The 14,225-nt window shown below is 37.4% G+C and carries 12 protein-coding genes and 1 riboswitch; of the genes, 2 read left to right on the forward strand and 10 right to left on the reverse strand.

Annotated elements, in window-relative coordinates; all coding sequences use genetic code 11:
- The 6 genes from LBYS11_RS21075 to LBYS11_RS21100 all read right to left on the reverse strand — a co-directional run bounded on the left by LBYS11_RS21075 (position 1) and on the right by LBYS11_RS21100 (position 5,568).
- Positions 1–1,368, reverse strand: a complete 1,368-nt coding sequence (locus LBYS11_RS21075) for an MATE family efflux transporter (RefSeq protein WP_103118914.1) — start codon at positions 1,366–1,368, stop codon at positions 1–3.
- A 134-nt stretch (positions 1,369–1,502) separates the two neighbouring features.
- Positions 1,503–2,270 (reverse strand): tyrosine-protein phosphatase, encoded by a 768-nt coding sequence (locus LBYS11_RS21080; RefSeq protein WP_048394158.1) that lies wholly within the window; start codon positions 2,268–2,270, stop codon positions 1,503–1,505.
- A gap of 145 nt (positions 2,271–2,415) precedes the next feature.
- Positions 2,416–3,366, reverse strand: a complete 951-nt coding sequence (locus tag LBYS11_RS21085) for an ABC transporter substrate-binding protein (RefSeq protein ID WP_103118915.1) — start codon at positions 3,364–3,366, stop codon at positions 2,416–2,418.
- On the reverse strand, positions 3,350–3,907 hold the full coding sequence (locus tag LBYS11_RS21090; RefSeq protein WP_103118916.1) for a hypothetical protein: 558 nt from the start codon (positions 3,905–3,907) through the stop codon (positions 3,350–3,352). Before LBYS11_RS21090 ends, LBYS11_RS21085 begins: the two co-directional genes overlap by 17 nt.
- Before the next feature lie 157 nt (positions 3,908–4,064).
- A riboswitch (cobalamin riboswitch) is annotated at positions 4,065–4,263 on the reverse strand.
- Between the two features lie 124 nt (positions 4,264–4,387).
- Positions 4,388–4,933, reverse strand: coding sequence for a glutathione peroxidase (locus LBYS11_RS21095; protein ID WP_103118917.1), 546 nt, complete (start codon positions 4,931–4,933; stop codon positions 4,388–4,390).
- A gap of 80 nt (positions 4,934–5,013) precedes the next feature.
- Positions 5,014–5,568, reverse strand: a complete 555-nt coding sequence (locus tag LBYS11_RS21100) for a hypothetical protein (protein WP_054549633.1) — start codon at positions 5,566–5,568, stop codon at positions 5,014–5,016.
- Positions 5,569–5,658: 90 nt separating this feature from the next.
- Here LBYS11_RS21100 and ytvI point away from each other — a divergent pair, with 90 nt between their 5' ends.
- Entirely contained in the window at positions 5,659–6,717 is a 1,059-nt protein-coding gene (gene ytvI, locus LBYS11_RS21105; protein WP_048394150.1) for a sporulation integral membrane protein YtvI, read from the forward strand.
- A gap of 162 nt (positions 6,718–6,879) precedes the next feature.
- Here ytvI and LBYS11_RS21110 read toward each other — a convergent pair whose 3' ends face one another.
- Positions 6,880–8,013, reverse strand: coding sequence for a C40 family peptidase (locus LBYS11_RS21110; protein ID WP_304481699.1), 1,134 nt, complete (start codon positions 8,011–8,013; stop codon positions 6,880–6,882).
- A gap of 342 nt (positions 8,014–8,355) precedes the next feature.
- Positions 8,356–10,344 (reverse strand): ABC1 kinase family protein, encoded by a 1,989-nt coding sequence (locus LBYS11_RS21115; RefSeq protein WP_103118918.1) that lies wholly within the window; start codon positions 10,342–10,344, stop codon positions 8,356–8,358.
- A 248-nt stretch (positions 10,345–10,592) separates the two neighbouring features.
- On the opposite strand from LBYS11_RS21115, the gene LBYS11_RS21120 reads away from it, so the two are divergent.
- Positions 10,593–12,287, forward strand: a complete 1,695-nt coding sequence (locus LBYS11_RS21120; RefSeq protein ID WP_103118919.1) for an FAD-dependent oxidoreductase — start codon at positions 10,593–10,595, stop codon at positions 12,285–12,287.
- A gap of 38 nt (positions 12,288–12,325) precedes the next feature.
- Here LBYS11_RS21120 and LBYS11_RS21125 read toward each other — a convergent pair whose 3' ends face one another.
- Together LBYS11_RS21125 and LBYS11_RS21130 are read right to left on the reverse strand one after the other, a co-directional pair.
- Positions 12,326–13,276 carry a c-type cytochrome gene (locus LBYS11_RS21125; protein WP_009370633.1) on the reverse strand — a complete coding sequence of 317 codons (951 nt, stop codon included), beginning with the start codon at positions 13,274–13,276 and terminating at the stop codon, positions 12,326–12,328.
- A gap of 234 nt (positions 13,277–13,510) precedes the next feature.
- A complete protein-coding gene (locus LBYS11_RS21130; RefSeq protein WP_054549636.1) occupies positions 13,511–14,215 on the reverse strand; it encodes a DsbA family oxidoreductase in 705 nt (234 codons plus the stop codon).
- Positions 14,216–14,225 lie beyond the last annotated feature (10 nt).

Raw genomic sequence — 14,225 nt, forward strand, 5'->3', positions numbered from 1 at the left:
CTATGCCTCCTTTTTGTCGTTCGGTGATACAAGAGCATAACGCTCCCATTTACGACTTTTCCATCTAAAGTATACGATAATTGCCCGCACCCATTCATCTGCTGAAATGGCTAGCCAAATTCCGACCAAGCCCCAATCCAATACAAAGACAAATAAATAGCCAAGCGGCAGGCTCATGCAAACCATTGATAGAAAACCAATTTTCACAGGGAATCTAGCATCCCCAGAAGCGCGTAAAGAGTTAATGACAACGATATTCATTGTGCGACCAGTCTCTAGCAAAATACTTAATGCTAACACGGATGCCCCAATCTTAATGACTTCTGGATTATCAGTAAATACCTGCATAAGTGGCTTACGGAATAGCGTAACGACTGCGACCATAATAATCGTAAAAGCAAATGCTGCACGAACACTTTTCCATAGCTGATGATACGCCTCATCTTTTTCTCCTGCACCTACATGACGACCAATAATAATGGCTGTTCCTGTACCAATGGCAATTGCAAATAAATACGTAAACATCGAAATATTCATAGCATATTGTCGTGCTGCTAGTGTTTCTGCTCCTAAGTAAGTCGCATAATATAAAAAGATGATTTGGCAAAATTGATAAAGTACCTGTTCAAACGCAGATGGTAAACCAATGTTTAATATTTTTCTCACATATTCCTTTGAATACTCAAAAAAATATTGTAACTTTACGCGCACTTCCATTACCTGATACAGCAACCAGAAAAATACTAGGACGGCTAATCCGCGACTAATGACAGAGGAAATAGCCGCTCCTTTCACACCAAGCTCTGGTAAACCTAAATTCCCAAAAATAAGACCGTAGTTTAGCACAACATGTAAGACGTTCATGCCAAGCGAAACGTACATAGTTTGTTTTGTCCAACCATGTACACGAATAATTGCAGCGAGTGCATTAATAATAGCCTGTAGGAAAATAAAACTCCCAATGATGGCTAAGTAACTTTGTGCATAGTGGAGTACTTCTCCCTGCAAGTTCATCATTGTCATTAAATGTCTCGCAAAGAAGAAAAATAAAATACTCATTAAAAGCCCAACGACCAAATTCATCGTGACCGCTAACGCCGAGATCTTGGCCGCTTCAAAAAAGCGTTTGGAGCCTAAATACTGAGAAACAACAATAGATGCACCATTGCCCACTACCTCCAGAATCAAGATGGCAATATGGATATATTGATTGGCTGCACCTACTCCTGATACAGCATTATCTGATAAAGCACTGAGCATAAAAGTATCGGCTAGTCCCATCAACATAAATAGAAAAACTTCTAAGAAGATTGGCCATGTTAAATGGAATAGACTTAACTTATTTGTCTCTTTAATTGTGTCTGCCAATACTTTCACTTCTCCTATTTTTTCTTAAAAATCTATTGTATCTTATCACAAATATTCAGACTGTAAAGAGATTTATAGGAAGACAGTGCTTCCACATAAAAAATCCCTTTCACATCGTGTGAAAGGGCTCATTTTTAAATTAAGCAATAAGATTGTAATTGCTCTCGTTTTTCAATTGTTAGGCCAAATTCCTGCTCTAAAAACCCAGTCTTAGAACCATAGCGACGATCCATCGCATCCAATGCTGCTTGTAAATAGTCTTCACGGGCGGACATTAATGCATAAAATTGCTGTAGTTCTTGCTCATTATACTGATGCTGAATAGCCTGAGCCATTCGTTCTACCATTGGACGTAAATGTATATTAGTATCTAAATAATCCTCCATGATAGTCTCCACGGGTACATCTAAAGCTAGTAAAATAAGTGCTCCTCCAATACCCGTTCGGTCCTTACCAACTGCGCAATGATGTACAAGACCTAGATTATTAGGATTTTGAATCGTTTGCATTAACTCTTTAAATGAAAGATTGTTAAAAGGCATTTGTGCATAAAAATCCCGAAACATCTCAGGGCTTACCACTTTATAGAAATCTCTACCACCAGCATTGGTTGGCATTTCAAAAGCATGATTACCCTTCGCTGGGATTTGTATATATTGAGCATGCGAGAACACTGGGTTAGGATTATGATACGCCTCATTGTTATCGCGATAATCAAAAATGGTCTTAATCCCTAACGTTTCAAATAGCTCTTTATCCGACAGTGTCATTTTTCCAAGGGCAGCTGAGCGGTAAAATAAACCGTTCTTTACCCTACGCCCATCTTTTGTTTTATATCCACCCATGTCTCGGAAATTATAGACTGCTTCAAATGGAATTACCTTTGTCTCTAATTGCTCCAATCACTACACCTCCTAAGATTATCAAGCATACTTACTTTTATTTTAAAGAACAAACTACATTAATTCCAATTTTCACGCTAGGTAATAATTTAAACCACATAAAAAATGCTAGCTGAATGGCTGACAGCTAGCATGGAAACATTTCTTATTTAAATAACTCTGGGTACACAGCCTTCGCTACTAATTCTACAGCTTCACCAATACGCGGACCAGGTCGATTAGAGATATCTGTATCAATGGACAATACCGCTTTGTTTTGAATAGCTTTCACAGTATTCCAACCATCTCGTCCAAGAATTTCTCCTATTGGATCTTCTGTATAGTTTACTGTTGTTAAAATAACATCTGGATTTTTCGCAATAACATCTTCCTCATTCACTTTTGCCCAGCTATTCAAGTCAGAAAAAACATTATTAACATTAGCTGCATCTAATATTTCTTGCTGGAAAGTGCTAGAGCCTGCTGTATATATATCTGGCTTAGGGCTAACCTCTAAATAAACATTTTTCGGCGTTTTTACATCCTTCACCTTCGTTTGTACTTCAGCAATTTTCGCTTTAATCTCTTCGTTTAATTTATTTCCTTTATCAGGAACATCCATCACAGCAGCAATTTGTTCGATATCTCCATAAACATCGTCGAAAGTAGTCGCAGATTGAATAACAAACACTTTAATTCCTGCGTCCTCAAGCGGCTTTAGGGCATCCTTATCACCGATTGTATAAGCAATGACAACATCTGGCTTTAACGCTATAATTCTTTCACTGTTAAAGTTCGTAGTATCAGAGACACGTTCAATTTTTTGTGCTTCCTCTGGGTAAGTATCGTACTCAGTTGCTCCTACAATTTTATCGCCAACACCTAAAGCAAACAAAATTTCAGTATTACTTGGTTGTAAAGATACAACTGTTTTTGGTACTTCTTTAAACTCTATTTCCACTCCACGGTCATCTGTCACTTTATAGCTTGTTTTCTCTGCTTGTTGTGTATCTTGCGAAGCATCTTTATTTTTTGTATCTTCAGCAGTGCCACAGCCTGCTAATACCAGTGCAAGTAAGAGCACTGATAGCCATTGGAAATTAAATACTTTTTTCATTGTTATTCTCCTTTTTCTTTTTCATTGGGTAGGATTTACTAATAAACGGTATTTCCGCTATTCCAGCTTGCTGATTCATAAAAACAGCCATGACAAAACATACATTAGCTAATAAACCAAGGTAATCGAAAAGAATAGCTGGAACCTCTCGTTCTTCTGATACTTTGTGTAAAGTACGATATGATTTTTTTGCCTCACTGCGACAAAGATGTAAGGCTGCAGCAGCCTCTGTTCCTTGAGGTAAAACAAAACTTTGAATCTCTTCCTTCACATGGCGAACGTAAAAATCATAACGTTCACTTAACCAAGATAAATCCTCTTCAGTTACTGCTAATTTCCCACGTACTGAGCCATTCACATGATAAGCCATAGGTAACATAAGCAATAAATCCTCAGTAACAACTTGAACATCCTCTTTTTTTACCGCAGCTAATGCAACTCCTAGATGTGTTGTCAGGCTATCTGTTCGAATTTCAAAATCGACCGTTGAAGCTTTCTCACGCATAAATGGATAACAAGAATAACGGGCATCTTTTTTCACTTGCTTCCCCCCTATTTTCTATAATGAAAAATTCTTATTTGAAAGGCATAAAAAAGTCGCTCCTTTTTGCAAAGGAACGACAAAAATAACATAATGAGCCATCAAACTGGACAAAGCCTATGTATTTGCCGTATATCCTCCTAGCTTCCGAGAAGTTTTTATACGTTCAAATAAAGGTCGGTCTCCTGGCTTGTACAGTTCGTCACATGAAACGAATGTGTTATAAAGGACCTTCCCATCTTCTTTGAGACAGTGGTAAATCTTTATAATGGCTGCACTTACAGTTGCGGAAACAGCTCCGGTTTTTCACCGGATTCCCGATTATGCTAATTAGCACCTTTATTCTGCAAGAATATTTCATTTGTAAAGCAGTTTATCATATATGCTTCAGAAAAAATAGCTGTACACAGTTTTAAAATATAGCATTATTTCTACTTGAAGAGAAAACCCTAACAAATTTTTACATTATTAAGAAATTTACTATAATAGTGTTTCAATTGCTTTTTCAATATCGAGCTGTGAATCTGTTGGTTCAAAGCGTGCGACGGTCTTACCATTAGCATCTACTAGAAATTTTGTAAAGTTCCAGCGAATATTACGACCATCTAAAAAGCTTGGGGCAAGTTGAACAATTGCTTCTGCCAACATTTTCTCCTGCATACTTGCCTTCCCAAACTCTCGGTAATCCACTTCATGCTTTAAATAATTAAAGAGTGGATGGGTAGCCTCTCCATTTACCTGTACAAGCTCAAAAATCGGGAATGTGACCCCATAGTTTACCTTGCATAGATGCTTAGTTTCCTCCCCATCTTCAGGATTTTGATGGCCAAATTGATCACAAGGGAATCCAAGAACTACAAAATTCTCTTTTCCATATCTATCATACATTTTCTGTAAGTCTTCAAATTGATATGTAAATCGGCATTGGTTTGCCGTGTTAACAATTAACATTGTTTTTCCACGATATGTTTCCATCGATAAAATTTCGCCATTAGGCTTCCGAACTAGATAATTATAAATGCTCATGCATAATCCCCTTTTTTCATTCATTATAGTTGACTATTCTATCGTTCATCAAAGAATTTGCACAAAAAAACACCACCTCGCTACTTTGAACGGATGGCTGACTTATACTTCTTTTTATATTTAGCATCTTGTTCTTCATTAATTAAACGATGGGCAATATCTAATAATTTCGAGTCATTTGTTTGATCATATAACTTTTTAAATGACATTATAATATCCTGACGAATAAGAGATGGCTGTTTTTCATCTATACATGTTTGAAATCTTTTAGCTAGATACGATACAACCAAATCTCTTTGTACTGGACCCGCCTGTCCAATTTTCCAAATTGCTTGTAATGCATGCCTTGCCGTAGCAGATTGTTCATCGTAAGTCACAGCCCAAATCTTTAAAAAATCCTCCAAGACCCTTTCTTCTGGATCACTTTTTGCAGCTAAAGCGCATAAAATTTGTGCAGCACGTGCACGAGAATAACCATTATTGTATGTAAGAGCTTTTATTAGCTGTTCCCAAACTGCATATGTCCAATCTACGGGTTCTTGCATAATTTTTATTAATTCCTCGTAAGATTCATATTGAATATCGCGATCATGCTCTGTTAGATTACTAAAAAGTTGCAAAATCTCTTTTTCCATAATTCATCCCTACCTTTATTGTTTCAGAACGTAATAAAATTTGATTTATGGTACACTTAACTTAATTTTTTTCGCAAAGAAGGTGAGTTTATGAATAAATTTAATGCTAGGAAATTGATTTTTCGGTTGATTGTGATAATATCACTACTTCTAGCTGCCTATTTTGTTATCCCAGTGTCCATGCCTTTAATACTTGCTGGGATTAGTGCATTTTTCTTAGAACCAATTGTCATGTTCTTTAAACGGAAATGGAAAATGTCACGGAAAATAGCAGTTGCTTTTATTTACATAGTGAGTGTTATTGTTATATCTATTATTTGTTATCTTTCTATTACACAAATAATGACACAAATAATTTTACTATCTAAGCAAGCTCCCTATTATATTTCCAAGCTATCAGATATGTGGCTTCATATGCAAGAAAATATTTCTAAATACACAGAAGACTTTCCACCTGAAGTAAGTGCTTCGCTTCAAAAAACCACTATGGATTTCATAAAGAAAGTCGAAGAATCCTTTTTAAGCTTCTTTAATTATAGCAAAGTTTCTGCCTTCTTTTCAGAGATACCCAGCCTATTTATCAGTCTTCTCGTTTATATGATTGCGCTATTCCTATTTATGCTTGATTTGCCTAAGTTAAAGCAAATCACTTATAAATATTTAAAGCCCAATACAGCAAAGAAGATAAAAATTATTTTAAATCGCTTAAAAGATGCAACATTTGGCTATATGAAGGCTCACTTATTTGTAAGCTTTATTATTGGAGGCGTCACACTCATTGGACTGCTATTAATCCAACCGAAATATGCAGTAACAATGACGATTATTATCTGGTTAATAGATATTGTACCATTCCTAGGCTCTATCATTATTCTAGCGCCATGGGGACTTTACCACCTGTTGATGGGAAACACCTCTATAGCTGTAAAATTATTCATCTTAGCTGCTATTTTACTTATTATTCGTCGAGTAGTCGAGCCTAAATTAATGGGAGACCATATCGGTTTATCCACTTTACCAACATTAATTTCCATGTTCATAGGTCTACAGTTATTTGGTATTATCGGTTTACTTGTCGGCCCATTCGTTATTATTTTCTTTATTGCCTTGAAAGAGACAGGTGTCATCAAAGTAAATTTTAAAATTTAATATCAATTTAATATGCAGGAAAGTCTCTTTTCAAGAATAGAAGTAGTCGTCTTGTTTCTTTTGAAAGAATAGCATTCCAAAAACAAAAAAGGTCATCTTTGTATATTTTTCTCTACAAAGATGACCTTTTTCTTATCTCAACCGTCTATATATTAGTGAGGCCTATTGAATACGTCCAAAGCCTACTAAGTATTGATTCCACCAATCAAGTGATTCAATTACGACACCATTGTTTTGAGCGTCGATCATTGTGTTATTACCTAAATAAATACCTACGTGAGCTACACCTGAACCATAGCTGAAGAACACTAAGTCCCCAACGCGTGCTTCACCTGCTGAAATGCGTTGTGTTGCTAAATATTGTTGTGATGCTGTACGAGGTAAAGAAACACCCGCTTGCTTATATGACCATTGTACAAGACCTGAACAGTCAAAACCTGTCGATGGGTTGCTACCACCCCAAACATAAGGACGTCCTAGGAATTGTTTAGCTGTTGAAATGGCATCTCCTGAAGAAACAGTGCCAGCTCCTGACCCAACAATAATTTTTTGTGGTTCGCCTCCACCATTATTCTGAGTTGCTTGTATAACTGGTGTAGCTGCTTGAAGTGCACGTAAACGAGCTGCCTCTTCTTCAGCTGCTTTACGCTCTGCTTCTAAACGTTCTTCTTCTTGTTTCGTTGCAATTTCAGCTTTTAATGCAAGTGATTTCGCTTCGTTCTCAGCTTTCTTCACTTCCATTTCGCTTTCTTTTTGCTGAAGCTCTTGGAATTGTTTTTGAAGTTCCTTTTGTTTTTCATCTAATGTAGCTTTTTGTTGCTCTAAGCTTGCTTTATCTGCTTCCTGTTGATCCACTAATTCTTGGTCAGCATCCATTAATGTTTTTACCGCTACGACACGATCCATTAAATCTGCAAAGCTTTTTGCCTCAAGCACTACATTTAAATAAACACCTACAGTGTTGTCTTGCGCTTGATATGCAGCCATACGCTCACTTAAAATTTTTGAACGTTGCTCGATACGTTTTTGTGTTTCAACAATACTAGCATCCACTTCTTTAATATCTGCTTGTACTTGTTTAAATACCTTTACTTTTGCGTCGATCTCTTGTTGTAGTTTCGTTAGTTCTTCTTGTAATTTTTTAATTTGTGCATCTATTTCAGCCTTTTTCTCAATCATTTGTTGAGAAGTTTCTTCGGCATGTACTTCTGTTGGTTGAATTGTATTAAATAATAAGCCGCCAGCTAGTGCTAATGCTAGCACCATCGACTTACGCCATTTGTTACGCTTAGCCACGTTACCTTCATTTCCCTTCATCTATCAATTTCGCTCTCGATATTCTATGTAATCACTTGAACGATTTCTATTTTAATTAAATGTTCTTATATTTATTTTAGCCTTTTAAAGTTTAGCATTTTCTACATAACTTTTATACTATTTCATGTCTATTTAATACATTAGTAAAACTCGAAATATTTCTGTAACATTCGCACTTAAACTACATTATTCTACATAATACATTTTTCTTCTACACAGAGAAACTATTAGCTAATTCGACATTAGACCTAACAGATCTTTTGTAATGTTTTTGTAATATTTGAGGGTGCCAAAGAAAAAGGTAGGGAAAAAATTCCCTACCTATTGCTTCATCGACCTTAATGCTTGTATAGATAATCTCACTAACAAAATAGCACATAAAAATAAACCTAAATATGCCGCTGTGTTCAAATAGACCGCATAAGAATCGTGGATAAATTGTGAAATAGCTAAAAGAGCGACAGATATAATACCAAAAGTTATACCCACCAGCAGCAAAACAAATTGAGAAAACAAATGTGTAATAAAACGTGAATTATGTTCATCCGAAAAGACATCATGATGTAAAATGATTTTTCCGCTCTCAACTCGCTGAATGAGCTGATCGACTCTTCTAGGCATTTTACGCAAAGTCGGTATTAGCATAGATAATTCTTCTTGCAGCCGCTCCTTAGTTGCCATCGGTTCTTTAAAAGGCTTAAGGAAAGAGGCACGCATATATGTAGCAGAAAAATCCTTTGCCTCAGTAAAGATATCAAAACGTGGATCTATTACCCGTAATGTGCCATCTAACGTCACTAAGGAACGGAGAGCTAATCCCACTGCTGGATAGAATGCAAGTCCAAAATCTCTTACCACTGTAAATAGCGCGTGAATTAATTCTTCAGTAGGTATACGGTCAACATAGGAAATTTTCAGTAAAATTTGGTCGATTGCCTGCTCCATTCTCGCACGTTCTGCATGATCAGCATTTTCCACTAATAATGTTAAACCATCATATAAAACGCTTGAATCATTTAGTTGAATGCCCATCAAAAATAACTTTAAGCCTTCTTGCTGTGTTGCACCTAAACGTCCTACTGCGCCAAAGTCAAGCAAGACTGGTGTTCCATCTGTTTCATCGATATGGATATTTCCCGGATGTGGGTCTGCATGAAAAATACCAGAGAATAGCATCTGCTCAAAAAATGAGTAGAGTACGGTTCTTGCAAATTGCCTACGATCAATCGACAAACGATTAAATTCAGATGCCCCCTCTGCCACACTTTGTCCACGAATATACTCCATCACAATAACATTTTCATTACTGTAAGGCGTAAATATTTTAGGAATTCGAACCTTGTAATCGCTTTTCGCCAGTGCATTCTTCACCTGTAGCGTATTACGTACTTCAATATCTAAATGAATCTCCTCACGTAGCCCCTCTGCAAATCCCCCAGCCAACTCTCGAAAGCCTAATGATTCTGCCCAGGTTGATTTTGTGGATAGCCAATTAGCAAATTCCTCTAAAATTTCAAGGTCATCGCGCATAATTCCCTTTACTTCTGGACGCAATAGCTTGACTACCACCTCTTCATAATTTTTAAGCCTTGCTTTATGCACTTGGCCAATAGAGGCTGCTGCAATGGGTTCCATTTGAAATTGGCTAAATATTTCGTCCATTGATTGCGGAAGAGATCTCTCTAAAATTTGTTTCACTTGCTCCTCTGATAAAGGCCTTACTCGGTGTTGAAGCCTTTCTAATTCATCAATAAAAATAGGTGAAAAAAGCTCTTTTCGTGTGGAAAGTACCTGGCCAAATTTGATGAAAATCCCACCACATTGTTCTAACGTTGCGCGCAAAGCAATTGCAAGTTCTTTTTCATTTTCTCGTTGCCTCGCAAATTTAATCGTTTGTACGACACCGTTTGTAACAGCAATTTTTAATACCTGACGCAGGCGTTTCTGCTGTCGCCAATAGCTACGCAATCGCAATAGTAAAGATTTTTGGCCGTGACGGCGATCTCCATTCGTAATGCCACTAGGGTCAAAAAGCTCAAATACCAAATAAAGCAACATCGAAATTAGTAGCATACTACCGATCCAAATTAGTGTGCTTACCTCAGTTACTGTTTGCATCATCGTTTCTGATAAAAAATCTGTATGGCGTAGATAAGAATACCAGTACACAAAAGAGGTTAATGTCACACTAATAACGACTGACAGCACTCTTCGCACAAAATTAATATTCGAGCCAATTAATCGTCCACTCACAATATAAATCAAACCCGATACTATGAGGATTTGGGTTAAAAATTTCAAAAAGATCAATATGTCACCCCCTGTGCCATTTCCATTTCCTACTACCGTTAGTATAGCAAATTTGTGCATCAACTTTCTTGAACGAGGAACACCACAGAAAATTTATTAATTTGGCACCTTGATAATATACCCTTTAGGGTATATTATTTATTTGTAGTATTCAAACTACATAATTCTCCTATTTTTAGAAACAAAACCTTTATTTAATAGACTCTAAATACCCCATTATGTATTTACTATGAAAAGGAGTGTTTACATTGAGTAAAAAATTTTTAATAGTCGGCGGCGTTGCAGGTGGTGCATCCACAGCGGCTCGTCTTCGTCGTCTAGATGAAAAGGCAGAAATTATTATATTTGAAAAGGGGCCGAATGTTTCATTCTCTAATTGTTCTCTCCCCTTCCATTTAAGCGGGATTGTTGAAAATAGCGACAAATTAATTTTAATGACGCCTCAAGGCTTCCAAACAAAATACAATATAGAGGCTCGTGTTCAGCAAGAAGTTGTACGTATTAACAGAGAGCAAAAAACCATCACCATTAAGGATTTAAAAACGAATAGAGATTATGAGGAAAGTTACGATACGTTAATTTTATCCCCAGGAGCAAGTCCTATCGTCCCTGACTTAGAGGGCATTCATTCTAAGCACGTCTTTACCATTAGAAACGTGGCTGATATTGACCGTTTAAATTGGTATCTACAAACAGATAATGTACAGGATATTGCCGTGGTCGGCGGAGGCTTCATTGGTGTAGAGGTAGCAGAAAATTTGAAGCTAGCAGGCTATAATGTATCTCTAGTTGAATTTGGCCAACAAATTATGGTCCCTTTTGATTATGATATGGCTCAAATCTTACACAAGGAAATGACTGATAAAGGGGTTCAAGTTATTGTCAATGACGGTCTTGCAAAGGTTACACCAAATAATGTGACGTTGAACTCAGGCAAACAATTGAAAGCCCAAGCAGTAGTATTAGCAATTGGCGTTCGACCTGAAATCCGCTTAGCCAAAGAGGCCGGGCTAACAATTGGTGAACTCGGAGGTATTCAAGTTGATGCAAATTACGTGACGTCTGATCCTTCCATATATGCTGTGGGAGATGCGATTGAAGTATTCCATCAGCTTACCCATAAACAGACGCGCCTTGCTTTAGCCGGTCCCGCTCAACGACAAGCACGTGCAGCAGCTAATCATATGTATAACATCCCTCATCACAACAAAGGAGTCATTGGATCTTCAAGCGTACAAATTTTCGATCTCGTATGCGCGACAACAGGTTTGAACGAAAAAACAGCCCTAGCAAATGGCTTTCAAGCAAAAAGTGTTTATTTGATAGCTCCAGACAAAGTAGGACTAATGCCAAATAGTAATCCACTTCACTTTAAGCTCGTTTATGAAACACCGACGGGTAAAATACTAGGGGCTCAAGCAATAGGTAAAGGTAATGCAGATAAGAGGATTGATGTTATAGCTACCCTCATCACAATGGGCGGTACATTAGAAGATTTAAAGGAGCTAGAGTTATCCTATTCTCCAATGTTTAACACTGCCCGTGATATTGTTAATTTGGCAGCTCTTGTAGCTCAAAATCTATTACACGGACACTTTAAGCAGGTAAAAGTTGATGAAGTAAGGGAACTCATTGAAAATCAAGCCTTTTTCTTAGACGTTCGTGAAAAAAATGAATTTGAATCCGGTCACCTTATCAATGCACACAATATTCCTCTAAGTGAACTTCGGGAAAGAATGGATGAAATTCCGAAGGATCAAGCAGTGTATGTGCATTGCCGATCTGGTCAACGTAGCTATAATGCTGTTATGGCCCTTCAAAATAGCGGTTTTTCTAACGTCTTTAATGTAAGTGGGTCATTCCTAGGGATTTGCTTATACGAATATTTTACAGATATCACAACGAACAGAGATAAAATAGTAACTGCTTATAATTTTAAATAAGTTAAAGGGATGCCAATTATCAGCATCCCTTTTCTTCGTTAATTTGTAGACAAAACTTTTTCCCAGTCAATCGTACCATTTTTAACTTGTTCACGTTTTTCCTTAGTCATGATGTCATTTGGACGCCCGCCTTTTGGCCAATCTTTTTCATGGTTTGCCCACTCTGGACGATCTTGCGATAAAATAAAGGCAGCTAAATCTGCAGCTTCTTGATCTGTTAATGTTCCCGCTGCACCTATCGGCATATTATTTTGAATATAGCCAGCCATTTTTGACATACGTGCCATACCTGCGCCATCATTAAATGAATTATCTCCCCATAAAGCTGGGCCAGTATTAGCACCAGTTCCTGCGCCATCAGCTGCATGACAGGCTATACAGGACTGTGCATAAAGCTCCTCACCATCTGCAACATTTGGAATCGGCACATTCTTCATATCACTTGTGCCCGCCCATTCACGTTTTGCTCCAATCGGAACACCTTCAGAAATATAAGCGAAATACGCCACCATAGCCTCTAGTTCATCACTATTCATTTCGAATTTTTTACCATTCATACTCCGAACCATACAGCCATTAATCCGTTCTTCTATTGTAACTACACCACCTGAGCGTCCAATATACTGTGGATAATTTGCCATTACACCTACTAATGATGAGGCTTGCTCGTCATAGCCAGCACCGGCATGACAGCTTGTGCAAGATAATTGGTTGCCCACATATTCATCTGCCGCAACATGTGTGTTATTAACAAGTTCATAGCCCGTTAATATTGCTTCTTTCATTGGACCATCTGGTACTTCTTCAATACTTGGCGGAGCATAGACCATTGACTGAGCAGCTGCTGTTGTTGGTATTTGTGTTTGCACTGTCGCTTCTTTCTCACTCACATTCGAATCAACTGTAATTTTGTCACTGACAAACGTCCCAACAAAAATGGCGCCTGCTAACAGTACTGTTCCTGCTACTCCTGCTACTATAGGTTTCATCTATAATACCCCCCTTTGTATTCTCACTTATATTTTAGCAACATAACAATTTATTGGATGTGATTTTTCTCACACTACCATAAAATAGAACCATTCAGATGATAAAAAAGGATAAATTATACATTTTATTTTGTTCTATAACACAGAAAACAAGACTTAATACCTCTTGCAGTATTCATTTGTTCGAAAAAAAAGCGTCAAGTACACATACGCACTCGACACCTTTAAAGTCTTTTATAGTTTACACTGTCCATCAGCACATACCGATTCTCCATTACCATTTATCATTATCGTTGGCTGAATACCAGCTATTTCTGCAGCTTGATGCAAAGTTCGCACAAACACTTCATTCGGCTCAGCCCCTTTAATACCATAACGATTTTCAAATACAAAGAACGGTACACTTTGTACGCCAAGTTGCTGTGCTTCATAGCGATCCTTGTCTAGCTCTTCACTAAAATCAGTTGAAGCTAATATTCCCGCTGCAACTTCTCTATCCAAATCTAATTGCGCAATAACTTTTAATAAGAACTCATCTTTATTCAAATCTTCACCATCTTTAAAATAACCAGCCATTAGTGCTTCCGTATAAGCTGTCGCTTTACCAAATTGCTGCGTCCATTTAGCTAAACGATGAGCCTTTTCTGTATGCGCTGTTTTCATCTTAGCAAAATCATAATGCAAACCAACTTCCGTTGCTCTCGTAGCTATACCCTCGACCATATCTTTCACTTCATCTAGCGTGACATCATACTTTTTAGCCAGCGCCTCATAAAAAGAGGGTGCATTCACTTTCGGGATATCTGGGCCTATTTGAAATGCTTTATATTCTATTTCCACTAATCCTGTATAGCCTGCGATGCCAATCGCCCGTTCCAGTTCTCGCTTGCCAATATAACAAAATGGACATGTAAAATCAGAGAAAACTTCAATTTTCATTACCATACCC

This window comes from Lysinibacillus sp. YS11, assembly GCF_002896375.1.
Lineage (GTDB): Bacteria > Bacillota > Bacilli > Bacillales_A > Planococcaceae > Lysinibacillus > Lysinibacillus capsici.